Here is a 15,339-nt window from a genome sequence, read left to right on the forward strand (position 1 = left end):
CGCCGGTGATCGAAACGCCGGTCCGGCCCCGCGCCCGCCTACCGTGCTGCCTATGACGACAGTGACGTACGAGATCGTGGACGTCTTCACCGACCGCCCGTTTGCCGGGAACCCGCTGGCCGTGGTCTTCGGCGCGGAGGCGCTCGGCGGCGACCAGATGCAGACGCTGGCCCGCGAGTTCAACCTCTCGGAGACGGTCTTCGTGCTGCCACCGTCCGTGCCGGACGCGACGTACCGTGCGCGGATCTTCACGCCGGTCACGGAGCTGCCGTTCGCCGGCCATCCCAGCGTGGGCGCCGCGGTCACCGTGGTCCGGCGCGGCGACGCGAAGCCCGGCACCATCCGCCAGGAGTGCGGCGCCGGCGTGCTGCCGATCGAGGTGACCGCGCACGGCGAGGCCCGGCTGACCGGCGGCACGCCCACGCTCGGCGCCCCGCAGGATCCCGCGCCGCTGCTGGAGATCGCGGGCCTGACCGCCGCGGACCTCGACGGCCCACCGCCGCGTACCGCCGGTTGCGGCCTGGAGCACCTCTTCCTGTCCGTCCGCCCGGACGCGGTCTCCCGGGCCCGCCCCGACGCCGCCGCGGCCGCCCGGCACGGCGTGCGGAAGCTGACCGTGCTGGCCTGGGACGCGGACGCACGCGCCGCCCACCTGCGGATGTTCGCCCCCGGCGTCGGCGTCACCGAGGACCCGGCGACCGGCTCGGCCGCACTCGGCCTCGGCGTCTGGCTGGTCGCCTCGGGCCTGCTCCCGGCCGACGGCGAGGCCGCCTACATGGTCCACCAGGGAGCCGAGATCCACCGCCCGTCCACGCTGGACTGCACCGTCACCGCCGCCTCCGGCGCCGCCCTCTCCGCCACCGTCGCCGGCCACGTCGTCAAGATCGCCCGCGGCGAGATCGCCGTCCCGCCCTTCATCGGCTGACCCGCACCTTTGCTCTGCTTACCTATCTGGTGCCGCCAGATTCGCGGTGGAATGTCCGGTGGGTGATTCGCGGCTTTGTCGAGGTCGCCGGCGACCGCTGCCGCCGGATTCGCGGCGGATGCCGGAATGCCGAAATGCGGGGTTTGTCAGCTTTTGCCCCGGCGGTGATGCCACCGGATACGCGGCATATGTCCGGCCGATGATTTGCGGCTTTTGTCAATGTAAGCAGAGCAAAGGCTGCTGGTGGGGGCGCCGGGGGCTCGGGCGCCGATGATCTTGAGGGCTGCCGGTCAGCGGCGGCGGACGCGGTGCAGACGGAAGGGCTTGCGGGCCGGGCGGGCGGCCGGGGACTCGCGGGGCGGGGCGGCCTGGGAGGAGGCGGGGAGCGCGGCACCGGTCAGCGCCTCGTCCGGGACCGGGGTGAGGCGGCTGATCGCGCACTCCTTCGCCCAGCGCGCGACCAGCTCGGCGGCGGAGCCGGAGGCGTTCAGCCGCTTGCCGGCCAGCTGGGTCGCGACGTCGTCCCACGCCGGGTCCGCGGGGGTGAGGCGGGAGACCGCGGCCTCCCACTCGACCACCGCGCCGCCGTGGTCGCCGCGCAGCGTGACGCGGGCGGTCGCGGCGTCGGCCAGGCCGGGCGCGGCCTGCTCGCCCGCGCCGCTGACCACGTGCAGCACGCCGTCCACGGCCAGGCACCAGACCGCGGACGCCGGGCGCCCGCCGGCCGAGACCCAGGCCACCGCGGCCTTCTTCAGCACCTCGTCCACGAGCGGGTGGGCAGCCATACCGGACACTCTAGGCCGGTTCCAGCACCCGGTCGACGAGTCCGATCGTGTCATCCAGGCCGGTGATGTCCGCGCCGGACCAGGCGGTGTCCGGGTTGAACGTGAGGTGCCCGGCGAGGTCCGGCGCGCGCAGCCGGACCGCGGTCATCCCGACCGCCTCCGCGCCGGTGAGCTCGCGGCTGCCGCCGTCGCCGACGTAGAGGCACTCCTCCGGGCGCGCGCCGACCAGGGCCGCGGCGGAGAGGAACATGGCGGGCTCGGGCTTGCAGACGCCCATCTCGACGGAGAGGACCCGGGCGTCGAGCAGCCCGTGCAGGGGGAGCCGGGGCAGCACCTCGGGCAGTTCGTGCGTGCAGTCGCTGACCACGGCCGTGCGCAGGCCGCGGCGGCGCAGCGCGCGCAGCGTGGGCACCGCCTCCGGGCGCAGGGTGGTGTCCGCCCAGATGGCCTCGCGGCGAGCGGCGGCGGCGGTGCGCAGCGTGCGGTCGCTGGGGTGGGCGCCGGCCTCGGCCGCGACCCAGCGGAGCGTCTCCTCCGCGGTGCCGAACCGGCCGCGGGCGCGTGCGTGGTAGGAGCGGTCGAGCACCTCGACGAGCGCGGCCGGGTCGCAGCCGAGCAGCCGCGCTATCCCGGCGTGGGCCGGCCCGCGCCGGACCGCCCGGGTGAGGGTGCCGAAGAAGTCGAACAGCACCGCACGGTACGCGGACATAGTTAATCAATCCCTCTCGAAAGGTGGGAAAGGGCGAGCGCCCGATGTCGGAGCGTAGCCGTTATATGACATTCCGTCTGTGGAAGATGCACAAGCCGTAGCCGCTGCAGTGCAAGAAGCGACGTGTAAGGATGAAACACCGTGAGCCCAGATGATCAGCCGGATCGGCCTGGCTCACCCCTCGGCGCGGGGACCGTAACCGCACTTGCGGTGGCGGTTGCCGCGATCACCACGTCGTCGCCGCTGATCGCGTTCGCAGCCGCGCCGGGGCTCGCCATCGCGTTCTGGCGCAACGCGCTCGCTGTGGGCGTTCTCACTCCGCTGGCGATCGTCCGGCGCCGCGCCGAGCTTCGCGCGCTCGCCGGGCCGTACCGCCGGCAGTTGATCTTCTGTGTGTTGTCCGGCGTGGCGCTGGCCGCGCACTTCGGCACCTGGGTGCCGAGCATCAAGCTCACCTCGGTCGCGGCCTCGACGGCGCTGGTCTGCACGCAGCCGGTCTGGCAGGGCCTGATCGCGCTCGGTCAGGGCCGCCGGCTCCCGTGGGTGACCTGGGCGGGCATCGGCATGGCGGTGGCCGGCGCGGCGGCCGCGACCGGTGCGGACCTCGGCGTCTCCGGCCGGGCCGTGCTCGGCGACCTGATGGCGATCGCGGGCGGCGTCTGCGCGGCCGCCTACACCGCGCTCGGCGAGCGGGCCCGCACCACGCTCAGCACCACGGTCTACACGACCGTCTGTTACGGCGTCTGCGCGCTGGTCCTGCTGGTGGTGTGCCTGGCCGCGGGCACCCCGCTCGGCGGCTATCCGGCCTCGACCTGGCTGGCGATCCTCGGCCTGGTCGCGGGCGCGCAGCTGCTCGGGCACACCATGTTCAACTTCGCGCTGCGCCGCGTCTCGGCGACCACGGTCAGCATCCTGATTCTGCTGGAGGTGCCCGGCTCCGCGCTGCTGGCCTGGGCGTGGCTCGGCCAGGCGCCGCCGGCGGCCACCGTGCCGGGCGTGCTGCTGATCGTGGCCGGGGTGACGGTGGTCGTGCTGGGCGGCGCGCGGGCCGGACGACGTACGGTTGCGCTGACCACATCGACCGGCGCCGAGGTGTGACCCTCGGCCGACGAGGAGGCCTGCATGGCGGAGTGGCGGACCGGAGGGTGCGGCGTGCGGCGCGCGCCGGAGCGGGTCCAGGCGGTCACCGGCGCGCTGCTGGTGACGCCGGCGGACCTGGCGGCCGTGCTGGCCAGGGTGGAGTCGGCGGGCCGCGCGGACTTCCCGGACAGCTACGCCGGGCTGGAGGTGGACCAGGCCGCCGTGCTCGGGATCGTCCACCGGGTGCCGTCCGCGGACTTCGACGCGTTCCTGCGCGCCGAGGGTGCCGAGGTCTGCCTGGTGGTCCGCGACGCCCGGCACGACCTGCGCACGCTGCTGACGCTGCAGGAACGCATCGTGGCCGACCTCGGACACTGGCACGCCGCCGGCATCGACATCGGTGTGGTGTCCTGCCGGCACGACGGTTCCGGCGTCGAGGTCAGCACGCGTCAGGTGGCGGAGGCAGAAGATCAACTACCGCGGCGGTACGGCCCGGAGGTCCCGATCTTCGTCCGCGACGAGGCCCCGCCCCGCCCGCTCGTCGCCCGCTGATCTCCGCTGCCGTGGGTAACGTGGTGCCCATGCGCCTCCGCCGCTCCTGCCTCGCCGTCCCCGGATCGAGTCTCAAGATGCTCGGCAAGGCCCAGGGCCTCCCCGCCGACCAGGTCTTCCTCGACCTGGAGGACGCGGTGGCCCCGCTGGCCAAGGCGGACGCGCGGAAGAACGTGGTGGCCGCGCTGACCGAGGGCGACTGGGCCGGCAAGACGCGCGTGGTCCGGGTCAACGACCTCACCACCCCGTGGACGTACCGGGACGTCGTCGACGTGGTGGAGGGCGCCGGCCCGCATCTCGACTGCGTGATGCTGCCGAAGGTGCAGAGCGCGAGCCACATCGAGTGGCTGGACCTGACGCTCACCCAGATCGAGCGCACGCTCGGCCTGGAGGTCGGCGCGATCGGCATCGAGGCCCAGATCGAGAACGCGGCCGGCCTGGTGAACGTGGATGCGATCGCCGCCGCGTCACCCCGGGTGGAGACGATCATCTTCGGCCCGGCCGACTTCATGGCCAGCATCAACATGCGGTCGCTGGTGGTCGGCGGGCTGATCCCGGCCTACCCCGGCGATCCGTACCACTACATTCTGATGCGCCTGCTGATGGCCGCGCGCATGCACGGCAAACAGGTGATCGACGGGCCGTACCTGCAGATCAGGGACGTGGACGGCTTCCGGGAGGTGGCCGGGCGCTCGGCCGCGCTCGGCTTCGACGGCAAGTGGGTGCTGCATCCCGGCCAGATCGAGGCCGCGAACGAGGTCTACTCACCCGCCCAGGACGACTACGACCGGGCCGAGCGGATCCTGGACGCGTACGCGCACGCCACCTCCGACGCCGGCGGCCGCGTCGGCGCGGTGATGCTCGGCGACGAGATGATCGACGAGGCGTCCCGGAAGATGGCGCTGGTCATCGCCGCGAAGGGCCGCGCCGCCGGCCTGACCCGGACCTCCGAGGGCTAGGACCGCGCGGCGCGGCCAGCCAGATCAGGACCGCGCGGCGCGGCCAGGATCAGGACTGCGCGGCGCTGCCGGCCAGGATCAGGCCGAAGAAGGCGAAGTAGGCGACCAGGACCAGCAGCGACAGCGCGACGAGCGCCAGCGACACCCAGCCGGTGATGATGCCGGCCAGCGCCAGGCCGTCGCCGTCCTCACCGCTGGCCCGGATCTCGGCGCGGGCCCGGTTGCCGCAGATGATCGCGCCGATGCCGATCAGCTGGCAGCTGAAGACCGAGACGATGCCGAGGACGATCGCGACGATCGCCATCGAGTTGGTCGGCCGGCGCGGTGGCATCTGCGGCGGGTACGCGTACGCCTTGTCCGTCACAGCAGGTGGCCCTTCCTAGTAGTACGGGCCCCCGGTGCCGGGGTCCGTCGTGCCCGAGGTCGCCCAGATGGTGACGAAGAGGAACACCATCAAACCGATGATCAGCACGCCGAGCGCGGTCCCGATCCAGCCGGTGATGATGCCGGCCAGCGCCAGGCCGTCGCCGTCGTCGCCGTTCGTGCGTATCTGGCGGCGGGCCACGTGGCCGAGGATCGCGCCGATCGCGGCCGGGAGCACGCCGGCGCCGTAGCAGGCCAGCGAGAACACGCCGAGGATCGAGACGACCAGCGAGGCGATCGCCATCCCGTTCGTCCTGCGCTGCTCCGGCCACCCGTAGCCGTAGCCGTAACCGGGCTGCCCCGGGTAGCCGGGCGCGTACGGATAACCGCCGCCCTTGTCCGCCGGGTACGCCTCGGGCTGCGGGTTCGGGTAGGGGTTCGGGTTCGCCGGGTCGGGGATCAGGGGGTAGCCGGGCATGGCCGGGCCGGAGACCGGCGGCTGGCCCGGCAGGCCACTGGCGGGGTGCGTGGCCGGGGGATATGCCGGATACGCCGGGTCGCTCCAGCCCTCGGGCTGCTGCGGCGGGTATGTCATTCGCGATCTCCGTCTGGGCGCGGGTAGACCATGAGGGTAGACGCCCCACGCTCGCACCGCCGAGCCCCGGTCGTTGCCCCGTTCGCGGTGACCGGGCAGGATTTCGGCTATGACACCCGACTCCGATCCAGTGCCCGCCGACCTTCCCTCGCTCGAGTCGACCACGCTGCGGCTGGACGGCCGCGTCGCGCTCGTCACCGGCGCGGGCAGCCCGGACGGCATCGGCTACGCCACAGCGCGCCGCCTGCGGGACCTGGGCGCGAAGGTCGCGATCGTCTCCACCACCCGCCGCATCCACGAGCGCGCGGACGAGCTCTCGGTCACCGGCTTCGTCGCGGATCTGACCGACGAGTCCGAGGTCGGCGCGCTCGCCGACGCGGTCGCGGACACGCTCGGCGACGTGGAGGTGCTGGTCAACAACGCCGGCCTGACCAGCCGGGCGAGCCCGGAGGTGCTGCGGCCGGTCGCCCAGCTCACCTACGAGGAGTGGCGCACCGAGATCGACCGCAACCTGACCACCGCGTTCCTGTGCAGCCGCGCGTTCGTCGGCGGCATGGCCGAGCGCGGCTGGGGCCGGATCGTGAACCTGGCCGCGACCACCGGCCCGGTGAACGCGCTGCCGACCGAGGCGGCGTACGCGGCCGCGAAGGCCGGCGTGGTCGGCCTGACCCGTGCGCTGGCCATGGAGGTCGTGGCGGACGGCGTGAACGTGAACGCGGTCGCGCCCGGCACGATCTACACGGCCGCGTCCACGGTCGCGGAGCTGAAGCAGGGCCTGGACACGCCGATGCGGCGTCCGGGCACGCCGGAGGAGGTGGCGGCCGCGATCACGTTCCTCTGCTCGCCCGCGGCCTCGTACATCACCGGCCAGATGCTGGTGGTCGACGGCGGCAACAGCGTGCGCGAGTCGCAGTACAACCGCTAGACCCGGATGGCGGACTTCGCGAACTCGATCGCGGCGTCCGCCTCCGGGCTGCCCGGCTCGTTCTTCACCAGCGCCTGGTTGAGCTCGGCGAACGGCCGCATGCGGGTCTCGTAGGCCGCCGGCGCCGCGTCGACCGGCAGCCGGCCCAGCTCCTCGGCCAGGATCCACGCGCCGATCAGCGCCAGGCTGGTGCCCTGGCCGGAGAGCGGCGACGCGCAGTACCCGGCGTCGCCGAGCAGCGTCACCCGTCCGCGTGACCAGGTGTCCATTTTCACCTGGGCCATCGCGTCGCAGTAGAAGTCCGGCGCGGCCAGGGCGCCCTCGATCAGCCGGGGGAACTCCCAGCCCAGACCCGCGTACCGCCGGGCGAGCTCGGCGCGCTGCGCCTGCCGGTCGCGGTGGAAGCCCTCGATCGGCCCGGACTCGAAGCCCAGGTTGACGCGCAGCTCGGTGTTGCCGCGGGCCGGGTAGATGCCGCCGCCCGCGCCCGGCGCCTGCACCCACACCTGCCACTCGTCCAGGCCGAGAATGTTCTCCATGGTGTAGACGGCCACGTAGACGCCGAGGTGGTGGACGAACGCCTCCTCCGGGCCGAAGACCAGCCGCCGGGTGGCCGAGTGCAGCCCGTCCGCGCCTACCACCAGGTCGAACTCGCGCGCCGCGCCGTGCTGGAACTCGGCCCGCACGCCGTGGTCAAGCGGGGTCAGCGCGGTGACGGTGTCGTCGAAGACGTACTCCACGCCGGCCTCGGCCGAGCGCCGGTGCAGCAGCCCGGTCAGGTCCTCGCGGAGCACCTCCAGGTCCGGGCTGTCCAGGCGGCCGCTGCTGGCCGCGTACTCCTCGGAGCGGAACAGCTCGTTGCCGTCCGCGTCCAGCATCGACATGCCGCGCATCCGGGTCCGCATGGCCTGCAGTTGCGGCAGGATGCCCATCCGGTCCGCGACGTCGAGCGCGGCGCCGCGCACGTCGACCGCGTGGCCGCCGGGCCGCAGCGCCGGGGCGCGCTCGACGACGGTGACGTCGAAGCCGTGGGCGCGCAGGTTCAGGGCCAGCGCGGGTCCGGCGACGCTCGCGCCGGAGATGAGAACAGTGGTCATGTCGGCCTCCTCGTTCGTACTGTGTACGCATCTGACTGTACGACGTACATACAGCTTTGAACAGCAGAAATGTGCCCTAGTGCAGCTAGCATGTGCACTAGTGCAGAGGGAGGCAGCAGTGACCGAGGAACCCCCGTTCCAGCGCATCGTCACCGAGATCGGCCGCCGGATCCGGAAGGGCGAGCTGGCCCCGGGCGACCGCGTCCCGTCCACCCGGCGGATCGCGAAGGACTACGGCGTCGCGATGGCCACCGCCACCAAGGCGCTCACCACGCTGCGCCACCTCGGCCTGGTCCGCACGGAGCCGCGCTCCGGCACGATCGTGGCCGACCTGACGGACGCGCGGCCGGCCCGCGCCGCGACCGGGGAGCTCACCCGCGAGCGCCTGGTCCGGGCCGCGATAGAGCTCGCCGACGCGGAGGGGCTGGACGCGCTGTCCATGCGCGCGCTCGGCGCCCGGCTCGGCGCCGCCACCATGTCCACCTACCGGCACGTCGCGGACAAGGAGGAGCTGGTCGCGCTGATGGCCGACGCGGCGTACGGCGAGATCGGCTACCCCGCGGACGAGCCGCCGCTCGCCTGGCGCCCCCGGATCGAGCGGGCGGCCCGCGCGCTCTGGACGCTCTACCGCCGTCACCCCTGGCTGGCCCACGTCGACTCGCTCTACCGCCCGCTGCCGCTGCCGCACCTGCTGGCCCACGACGAGCAGATCCTGCGCGGCCTGGAGGGGCACGGGCTGGCGCCGGAGGAGATGCTCAACTACTCGATCATGTTCTACAACCAGGTCCAGAGCCTGGCGATGAACATCGAGCGTGAGGCGCAGGCCCAGGCCGCGAGCGGCATCTCCGGTGACGAGTGGGTCGAGCGCACCTCACCGGCGATGACCGCGCTGCTCGACGACGACCGGCACCCGGTCTGGTCCGCGATGATGGCCGTGATCACGGCGGACGGCTTCGACCTCGACCTGGACGCGCTCTTCGAACTAGGGCTCCGGACCACCCTCGACGGCCTCACGTGGCGCCTCACCGGCACCGGGGAGGACGGTCGCGCCGCGCGGGTCGACCGGTGAGCGCAGCTCGGCCCGCCGCTGCGGCGCGTGCAGATAGGTGAGCACGGCCACCCGCAGCTCGCGCGGGTCGATCATCGAGCCGGCCGGCAGCAGGTCGACGGCGCGTCCGCCCGCCACCCGCAGCTCCACGCCGCCCTCGTCCTCGTCGTCGGCGGGCGGCACCGCGCGTACCCCCTCGATCTCCGACCACGGGATCAGCCGGCCGCGGGCCAGCACACCGTCCTCGACGATCGCGATCCGGTACAGGTCCGGGAGGTCGTCCCACAGCCGGTGCAGCGCCCACAGCGCCGCGAGCGCGGCCGCCGCGCCGAGCGTCAGGCCCAGCCACCCGCCGGGGCGGGCCAGCCGGCCGGCCACCGCGCCGAGACCGACCGTGCCGCCCGCGGCCAGGAGCAGCCACCACACCGCCTCGGTCCGGGACAGCGGCGCGACCAGCCCGGCCGCGGTCCCGCCGCCGGGCAGCCGGACCGCCGGCAGCCAGCGCATCGGCCGGTTCCGGTCCCGCTGCCCCAGCGCCCACGCCACACCGGACAGCACCACCACGACGAGCGCACCGCCGGACAGGTCCGTACCGTTCCGGGCGGACCAGCCGGCCGGCACGCTCACGCCGAGCACGATCAGCGCCACCACGAGACGCACCACCACGGACACGCGCGGCAGTGTAGGAGGTCAGCGCTCGAACGCCTCACGGAACGTGCGCAGCACCGGCTGCCGGGCGGAAGGATCGAAGATCGAGAAGACCACCAGGGGGTACGCCCCGGCGAACGGGCCGTCGAGCGCCTCCGCGAAGAGCGAGGCCACGGTCGCGGGGTCGTTGCCGAACACGCCGCAGCCCCAGGCGCCGAGCACCAGCGCGTCGTGCCCGTGCCGCAGCCCGGCCGCCAGCACGCCGGTGATCCGCCGCCGCATGACCTCCGCGATCTCCGCCCGCGCCCGGTCCCACCCGTCCGGCGGCGTCCGCTGCAGGACCACGCCCGCGTTCACGGCCGCGCAGGTCAGGAACGCGCACAGGTACGGCTCGTCCAGCCATCCGCCCCGGTCGTCCCGGAACACCGGCACGCCCGGCGAGTAGATCACCGAGTCGGTGTAGACGGGGTCGCCGGACGCCCGGTTCGCCGCGTACATCGCGTTCCCCGCCAGGCACGGGTAGAGCGCGGACGACCGGGCCAGCGTCTCCTCCTGGGCGATCGCGCCGCGCAGGAAACCGCCGCCCGGGTTCCGCCCGGACGCGAAGTTGAGCGCCGCCACCCGGTGACCGGCCGCGGCCAGCCGTCGCGTCGCGGCCAGCGTGGTCTCACCGCGCACCTCGACCGTCCCGGGCGGCCCGGCCGCCGGAAGATCCACAGGCCCCGGTGGGTACGTCACGGTCCCGTCGATCGCACGCTGCACCGCCCCGGTCAGGTCGACCCGGTGCCCGTCCAGCCCGTAGTGGCCGGTCTCGAGCGCGTGCAACGTCTCGGCCGCGATGGCGGCGGCCCACTGCCGGTCGTTCGGCACGGCCGGCCCCTCAGCCGCTCACCCGGGAGAGTCTGCCGACGGCCCGCTCCACCGCGAGGCAACGGTCCTCCACGTACTCGATCCCGGCCTCACCGGCCAGCCGCCGCGCCTCCGCGTTGACGATGCCGAGCTGCAGCCAGATCGACCGCGCGCCGATCGACACCGCCTGCCGCACCACCTCCAGCGCGTCCGCGGACGGCCGGAACACGTTCACCATGTCCAGCGGCTCGGGCACGTCGGCCAGGCTCGGGTAGGCCTGGACGCCGAAGATCTCGTCCACGAAAGGGTTGACCGGGATGATCCGCCAGCCGTGCCGCATCATCTGCAACGGCACGCTGTGCGACGGCTTCTCCGGATCGCGCGAGGCGCCGACCACCACGATCGTGGACGCCTCCGCCAGAATCTGCTTCGGGTCTCTCACCCCTCGACTCTATGCCGGTCGGCCTCTACAGCAGAGTGAGCTGCTCCACGGCGGCCACGATCGGGCCGGGCGCCGGGACCGCGCGGGCCTCGCCGGACCCGGCCCGGTCGAGCCCGTGCCGTCGCGCCGCGGTCCGTACCAGCGCCGCCACCTCACGCTGGTACGCCGTCGGCGCGTACGACCCGGACCGGTACAACTCCCGGTAGCGCGGCACCAGGTGCGGATGGTCGCGCCCGATCCACCGCGCGTACCACTCCCGGGCGCCGGGCCGCAGGTGCAGTGCCAGCGGCGTCACGCTGACCGCGCCGCTGCCCGCGATCGCGGCCACGGTCTCCTCGATCGACGCGGCCGTGTCCGTCAGGCCGGGCAGGATCGGGGCCATCAGCACGCCCACGTCGAAGCCGGCGTCGGTCAGCGCCTTCACCGCGTCCAGCCGGCGGCGCGGGCTCGGCGTGCCGGGCTCGGCCGACCGCCACACGCCCTCGTCCACGAACCCGACGGACAGCGAGATGCCGACCGAGGTCACGGACGCGGCCTCGCGCAGCAGCGGCAGGTCGCGCAGGATCAGCGTGCCCTTGGTCAGGATCGAGAACGGGTTCGCGAAGTCGCGCAGCGCCGCGATGATCTGCGGCATCAGCCGGTAGCGGCCCTCGGCGCGCTGGTAGCAGTCCACGTTGGTGCCCATGGCGATGTGCTGCCCCTGCCACCGCGGCGCGGCCAGCTCGCGCCGGACCAGCTCACCCGCGTTGACCTTGACCACCACGCGGCTGTCGAAGTCGGCGCCCGCGTCCAGGTCCAGGTAGGTGTGCGTGTTGCGGGCGAAACAGTACGTGCAGGCGTGGCTGCAGCCGCGGTACGGGTTGACGGTCCACTCGAACGGCACGTGCGACGTGCCGGGCACCCGGTTGATGATCGACTTGGCCTGGACCTCGTAGAACGTCATGCCGGCAAAACCGGGCGTGTCGAACGTCCGGACGACGGCGCTGGGCAGCGCCAGCGGCAGGGGTGGTGCCGCCGGCGCCGCCTCCAGGGGCTCCTGAAGGGAACGGCCGTCGGGGGGAGCCGACAAGTTCGCCCAGCGCATGACCAGTATTCGAACACATGTTCGACACGTTGTCCAGCAACGACACGACGCGCGTCCCACCTGCTCGCGACCGCACCGCCACCCTGACCCAGGCGTCATTCCGGCGTGAACGACACCTGGATCACCAGGGCGCGGGGCCGGCTAGCGCGGGGCCGGGCCGGCGCTGTCGCGGAGGACCAGCTCCGCGCCGACCTCCTCGATCCGGTTCCCGCCGCCCCCGACGCCGTCCAGCGCCAGCGTCATCGCCCGCGCGCCCATCTCCGCCAGCGGCAGCCGCACCGTGGTCAGCGCCGGCGTCACGTCGCGCGCCACCGGCATGTCGTCGAACCCGGTCACGCTGACCTGCCCCGGCACGTCCACGCCCCGGCTGCGCAGCAGCGCCAGCGCGCCGATCGCCATCGAGTCGTTCAGCGCCGCGATCGCGGTCAGGCCCGGCTCCGCGTCCAGCAGCGCGGCCGCGGCGGCGGCGCCGCTGTCCCGGGTGAAGTCCGCGTAGGCGATGCGCCGGGCCGGCAGCGTGCGCCCCCGCTCGCGGGCCGCGCGGCGCAGCCCGGTAAGCCGGTCCGTGGTGGTGGTCAGCAGCTTCGGGCCGGCGATCACGCCGATCCGGTCGTGGCCGCGCGCGTAGAGCTCCGCGCCGATCAGATAGCCGCCCATCTCGTTGTCCGGCACCACGGCGTCGCCGGCGTGCTGGTGCCGTCCGATCACCGCGACCCGCCCGCCGCCCTGCTCGTAGACCTGGAGCTTGCCGGTGAGTGCCCTGGTGAAGTCCTCGTCGTGGTACCCGGAGCCGGCCAGCACCAGCGCGGCCACCTGGTGCGCGCGCAGCAGCTCCACGTACTCCAGCTCACGGGCCGGGTCGCGGTAGCTGTTGCAGATGATCACCAGCCGGCCGTGCTCGGTCGCCACCCGCTGGAGCCCCCGGGTGATCTCCGCGAAGTACGGGTCGGAGACGTCGTGCACGATCACCCCGATCGCGCTGCGGTTCGCCCTGGCCAGCGACTGCGCGTGCGCGTGCGGCACGTACTGGAGCTCCTCGACCGCGGCCAGCACACGCTCCCGCAACGCCTCGGTGACCGGCTTGGGGCTGCCGTTGATGATCCTGGAGGCGGTCGCGGGTGAGACGCCCGCCCGCTTCGCGACCTCGGCCAACGTCGCCATGGACGGTCCGTCCCTTCGTCAGAAGCTGCGCGAGCAGAATATCGACACCGGCGGCGGCGATGGTTACCGGAAAGCCCTTGCCCGCCTGCTGGGAGCGACAGTAGGGTGCCCAGGAAAGCGCTTACCTGGGAAGCTCGGAGGACTGCGACCATGGCGCGAAGGACGATCGGCATCGTGCTCAACGGCGTGACCGGCCGGATGGGCTATCGGCAGCACCTGGTCCGCTCGCTGCTGGCGCTCCGCGAGCAGGGCGGCCTGCCGCTGGCGAACGGTGACCGCCTCTACCCCGAGCTGGTCCTGGTCGGGCGGAACGAGGCGAAGCTGCGCGAGATCGCGGAGCGGCACGGGCTCACCGACTGGACCACGGACCTGTCCGCCGCGCTGGCCCGGCCGGACGTCGAGATCTACTTCGACTCCCAGGTCACCGCGCAGCGGGAGAAGGCGCTGCGGCTCGCGATCGACGCCGGCAAGCACATCTACACGGAGAAGCCGACCGCGGAGGACCTGGCCGGCGCCGTCGACCTGGCCCGCCTCGCGGACGCGGCCGGGATCAAGCACGGCGTGGTGCAGGACAAGCTCTTCCTGCCCGGCCTGCTCAAGCTGAAGCGGCTGGTCGACGGCGGTTTCTTCGGCCGCATCCTGTCGATCCGCGGCGAGTTCGGCTACTGGGTCTTCGAGGGCGACTGGCAGGCCGCGCAGCGCCCCTCGTGGAACTACCGGTCGCAGGACGGCGGCGGCATCGTGGTCGACATGTTCCCGCACTGGCACTACGTGCTGGAGCAGATCTTCGGCGAGGTCAGGTCCGTGACCGCGCAGATCCGCACGCACGTGCCGACGCGCTGGGACGAGTCAGGCGCCGCCTACGACGCGACCGCGGACGACGCCGCCTACGGCATCTTCGAGCTGGACAACGGCGTGATCGCCCAGATCAACTCGTCCTGGGCGGTGCGCGTCTACCGCGACGAGCTGGTCGAGTTCCAGGTGGACGGCACCGAGGGCAGCGCGGTCGCGGGCCTGCGCAACTGCCGCATCCAGCACCGCGCGTCCACGCCCAAGCCGGTGTGGAACCCGGACCTGCCGGCCACCGAGGACTTCCGCGCCCAGTGGCAGACCGTGCCGGACAACGCGGAGTTCGACAACGGCTTCAAGGCGCAGTGGGAGCTGTTCCTGCGGCACGTCGCCGAGGACGAGCCCTACACCTGGGACCTGTGGGCCGGCGCGCGCGGCGTGCAGCTGGCCGAGCTGGGCCTGCAGTCCGCCCGTGAGGGCCGCCGGGTCGAGATCCCGGAGCTGTCGTGACCCGGGAGCGCTTCTCGCTCAACTCGGCCACCACCAAGTACTGGCCGGTGGACGCGCTGCTGCGAGGCTGCGCCGAGGCCGGCATCGGGGGTGCCGGGCTGTGGCGCGAGGAGACCCGGGCGTACGGCGTGGAGAAGGCGGCCGCGCTCGCCCGCGACCTGGGCCTGCCGATCACCACGCTCTGCCGCGGCGGCTTCTTCCAGCAGGCGGACTGGTTCGACGACAACCGCCGCGCGATCGACGAGGCGCACACGCTCGGCGCGCCGGTCCTGGTGCTGGTCTCCGGCGGCCTGCCGGACGGCTCGCGCGACGTCGACGCGGCCCGGCGGCACGTGGGCGACGCGATCGGTGAGCTGGTCCCCTACGCGCAGGCGGCCGGCGTGCAGCTGGCGATCGAGCCGCTGCACCCGATGTTCGCCTCCGACCGGTGCGTGGTCTCCACGCTCGGCCAGGCGCTCGACCTGGCCCGGCCGTACCCGGCGGCGTCCGTGGGTGTGTGCATCGACACATATCACCTCTGGTGGGACCCGGAGGTCTGGGAGCAGATCGCCCGCGCCGGCGCGGAGGGCCGGATCGCCACGTTCCAGGCCGCGGACTGGATCACGCCGCTGCCCGAGGGCGTGCTGCTCGGCCGCGGCCTGCCCGGCGAGGGCGTGATCGAGCTGCGGCGCTTCCGTGAGGCGGTCGACGCGGCCGGCTACACCGGCCCGGTCGAGGTCGAGGTCTTCGACGCCGACGTCTGGTCCCGCCCCGGCGCCCAGGTGCTCGCCGAGGCCCTGGAGGGCTACCTCACCCACGTGGCCTGAGAAGACCTTTCG

Annotated in this window: 18 protein-coding genes; 8 read left to right on the top strand and 10 right to left on the bottom strand. The window is 73.4% G+C overall.

Annotated features, from left to right (window positions below; genetic code table 11):
• Positions 1-52 precede the first annotated feature (52 nt).
• Positions 53-925, top strand: coding sequence for a PhzF family phenazine biosynthesis protein (locus OP04_RS31960; RefSeq protein WP_033343637.1), 873 nt, complete (start codon positions 53-55; stop codon positions 923-925).
• Between the two features lie 290 nt (positions 926-1,215).
• Here OP04_RS31960 and OP04_RS31965 read toward each other — a convergent pair whose 3' ends face one another.
• Positions 1,216-1,710 (bottom strand): hypothetical protein, encoded by a 495-nt coding sequence (locus OP04_RS31965; RefSeq protein ID WP_033343769.1) that lies wholly within the window; start codon positions 1,708-1,710, stop codon positions 1,216-1,218.
• A 10-nt stretch (positions 1,711-1,720) separates the two neighbouring features.
• Positions 1,721-2,419 carry an HAD family hydrolase gene (locus tag OP04_RS31970; RefSeq protein ID WP_033343638.1) on the bottom strand — a complete coding sequence of 233 codons (699 nt, stop codon included), beginning with the start codon at positions 2,417-2,419 and terminating at the stop codon, positions 1,721-1,723.
• A 210-nt stretch (positions 2,420-2,629) separates the two neighbouring features.
• Here OP04_RS31970 and OP04_RS31975 point away from each other — a divergent pair, with 210 nt between their 5' ends.
• The 3 genes from OP04_RS31975 to OP04_RS31985 are packed head-to-tail and all read left to right on the top strand — an operon-like array spanning position 2,630 to position 5,010.
• Positions 2,630-3,517 (top strand): DMT family transporter, encoded by an 888-nt coding sequence (locus tag OP04_RS31975; RefSeq protein ID WP_232323816.1) that lies wholly within the window; start codon positions 2,630-2,632, stop codon positions 3,515-3,517.
• Between the two features lie 24 nt (positions 3,518-3,541).
• Complete coding sequence (locus OP04_RS31980; RefSeq protein WP_051799421.1) at positions 3,542-4,051, top strand: hypothetical protein; 510 nt, start codon at positions 3,542-3,544, stop codon at positions 4,049-4,051.
• A gap of 29 nt (positions 4,052-4,080) precedes the next feature.
• Positions 4,081-5,010: an HpcH/HpaI aldolase/citrate lyase family protein gene (locus tag OP04_RS31985; protein WP_033343640.1), complete on the top strand. Its 930-nt coding sequence runs from the start codon at positions 4,081-4,083 to the stop codon at positions 5,008-5,010.
• Between the two features lie 49 nt (positions 5,011-5,059).
• On the opposite strand, the gene OP04_RS31990 is transcribed toward OP04_RS31985, so the two are convergent.
• Entirely contained in the window at positions 5,060-5,374 is a 315-nt protein-coding gene (locus OP04_RS31990; RefSeq protein WP_033343641.1) for a DUF4190 domain-containing protein, read from the bottom strand.
• A gap of 15 nt (positions 5,375-5,389) precedes the next feature.
• The gene (locus OP04_RS31995) at positions 5,390-5,968 is read right to left on the bottom strand and encodes a DUF4190 domain-containing protein (RefSeq protein ID WP_033343642.1); all 579 of its coding nucleotides are present in this window, start codon (positions 5,966-5,968) and stop codon (positions 5,390-5,392) included.
• A gap of 109 nt (positions 5,969-6,077) precedes the next feature.
• Here OP04_RS31995 and OP04_RS32000 point away from each other — a divergent pair, with 109 nt between their 5' ends.
• Positions 6,078-6,893, top strand: a complete 816-nt coding sequence (locus OP04_RS32000) for an SDR family NAD(P)-dependent oxidoreductase (protein WP_033343643.1) — start codon at positions 6,078-6,080, stop codon at positions 6,891-6,893.
• Here OP04_RS32000 and OP04_RS32005 read toward each other — a convergent pair.
• Positions 6,890-7,990: an FAD-dependent monooxygenase gene (locus tag OP04_RS32005; protein ID WP_033343644.1), complete on the bottom strand. Its 1,101-nt coding sequence runs from the start codon at positions 7,988-7,990 to the stop codon at positions 6,890-6,892. The genes OP04_RS32000 and OP04_RS32005 overlap by 4 nt on opposite strands.
• A 118-nt stretch (positions 7,991-8,108) precedes the next feature.
• Between OP04_RS32005 and OP04_RS32010 the strand changes: the two genes are divergently transcribed.
• Positions 8,109-9,059, top strand: coding sequence for a GntR family transcriptional regulator (locus OP04_RS32010; protein ID WP_051799422.1), 951 nt, complete (start codon positions 8,109-8,111; stop codon positions 9,057-9,059).
• Here the strand turns inward: OP04_RS32010 and OP04_RS32015 are convergent.
• The 5 genes from OP04_RS32015 to OP04_RS32035 form a co-directional block, all read right to left on the bottom strand.
• The gene (locus OP04_RS32015; protein ID WP_033343645.1) at positions 8,973-9,710 is read right to left on the bottom strand and encodes a hypothetical protein; all 738 of its coding nucleotides are present in this window, start codon (positions 9,708-9,710) and stop codon (positions 8,973-8,975) included. The two genes, OP04_RS32010 and OP04_RS32015, sit on opposite strands and share 87 nt — an antisense overlap.
• A gap of 18 nt (positions 9,711-9,728) precedes the next feature.
• Positions 9,729-10,556, bottom strand: a complete 828-nt coding sequence (locus tag OP04_RS32020; RefSeq protein WP_232323817.1) for a TIGR02452 family protein — start codon at positions 10,554-10,556, stop codon at positions 9,729-9,731.
• 10 nt (positions 10,557-10,566) lie between these two features.
• Positions 10,567-10,977 (bottom strand): CoA-binding protein, encoded by a 411-nt coding sequence (locus tag OP04_RS32025; protein WP_033343646.1) that lies wholly within the window; start codon positions 10,975-10,977, stop codon positions 10,567-10,569.
• Between the two features lie 25 nt (positions 10,978-11,002).
• The gene (locus tag OP04_RS32030) at positions 11,003-12,061 is read right to left on the bottom strand and encodes an Rv2578c family radical SAM protein (protein WP_033343647.1); all 1,059 of its coding nucleotides are present in this window, start codon (positions 12,059-12,061) and stop codon (positions 11,003-11,005) included.
• Between the two features lie 141 nt (positions 12,062-12,202).
• A complete protein-coding gene (locus tag OP04_RS32035) occupies positions 12,203-13,222 on the bottom strand; it encodes a LacI family DNA-binding transcriptional regulator (RefSeq protein WP_033343648.1) in 1,020 nt (339 codons plus the stop codon).
• A gap of 150 nt (positions 13,223-13,372) precedes the next feature.
• Here OP04_RS32035 and OP04_RS32040 point away from each other — a divergent pair, with 150 nt between their 5' ends.
• The gene (locus OP04_RS32040; RefSeq protein WP_033343649.1) at positions 13,373-14,521 is read left to right on the top strand and encodes a Gfo/Idh/MocA family protein; all 1,149 of its coding nucleotides are present in this window, start codon (positions 13,373-13,375) and stop codon (positions 14,519-14,521) included.
• Positions 14,518-15,327, top strand: a complete 810-nt coding sequence (locus OP04_RS32045) for a sugar phosphate isomerase/epimerase family protein (RefSeq protein ID WP_033343650.1) — start codon at positions 14,518-14,520, stop codon at positions 15,325-15,327. Before OP04_RS32040 ends, OP04_RS32045 begins: the two co-directional genes overlap by 4 nt.
• The last annotated feature ends 12 nt before the right edge of the window (positions 15,328-15,339 follow it).

Source organism: Catenuloplanes japonicus (genome assembly GCF_000717135.1).
Lineage (GTDB): Bacteria > Actinomycetota > Actinomycetes > Mycobacteriales > Micromonosporaceae > Catenuloplanes > Catenuloplanes japonicus.

Excerpts from the sequence above, each read along its gene's own strand:
- OP04_RS32005 (WP_033343644.1), bottom strand. The coding sequence starts at position 7,990 with ATGACCACTGTTCTCATCTCCGGCGCGAGCGTCGCCGGACCCGCGCTG.
- OP04_RS31970 (WP_033343638.1), bottom strand. The coding sequence starts at position 2,419 with ATGTCCGCGTACCGTGCGGTGCTGTTCGACTTCTTCGGCACCCTCACC.
- OP04_RS31995 (WP_033343642.1), bottom strand. The coding sequence starts at position 5,968 with ATGACATACCCGCCGCAGCAGCCCGAGGGCTGGAGCGACCCGGCGTAT.
- OP04_RS32040 (WP_033343649.1), top strand. The coding sequence starts at position 13,373 with ATGGCGCGAAGGACGATCGGCATCGTGCTCAACGGCGTGACCGGCCGG.
- OP04_RS31965 (WP_033343769.1), bottom strand. The coding sequence starts at position 1,710 with ATGGCTGCCCACCCGCTCGTGGACGAGGTGCTGAAGAAGGCCGCGGTG.
- OP04_RS32030 (WP_033343647.1), bottom strand. The coding sequence starts at position 12,061 with ATGCGCTGGGCGAACTTGTCGGCTCCCCCCGACGGCCGTTCCCTTCAG.
- OP04_RS32000 (WP_033343643.1), top strand. The coding sequence starts at position 6,078 with ATGACACCCGACTCCGATCCAGTGCCCGCCGACCTTCCCTCGCTCGAG.
- OP04_RS31980 (WP_051799421.1), top strand. The coding sequence starts at position 3,542 with ATGGCGGAGTGGCGGACCGGAGGGTGCGGCGTGCGGCGCGCGCCGGAG.
- OP04_RS31985 (WP_033343640.1), top strand. The coding sequence starts at position 4,081 with ATGCGCCTCCGCCGCTCCTGCCTCGCCGTCCCCGGATCGAGTCTCAAG.
- OP04_RS32035 (WP_033343648.1), bottom strand. The coding sequence starts at position 13,222 with ATGGCGACGTTGGCCGAGGTCGCGAAGCGGGCGGGCGTCTCACCCGCG.
- OP04_RS31960 (WP_033343637.1), top strand. The coding sequence starts at position 53 with ATGACGACAGTGACGTACGAGATCGTGGACGTCTTCACCGACCGCCCG.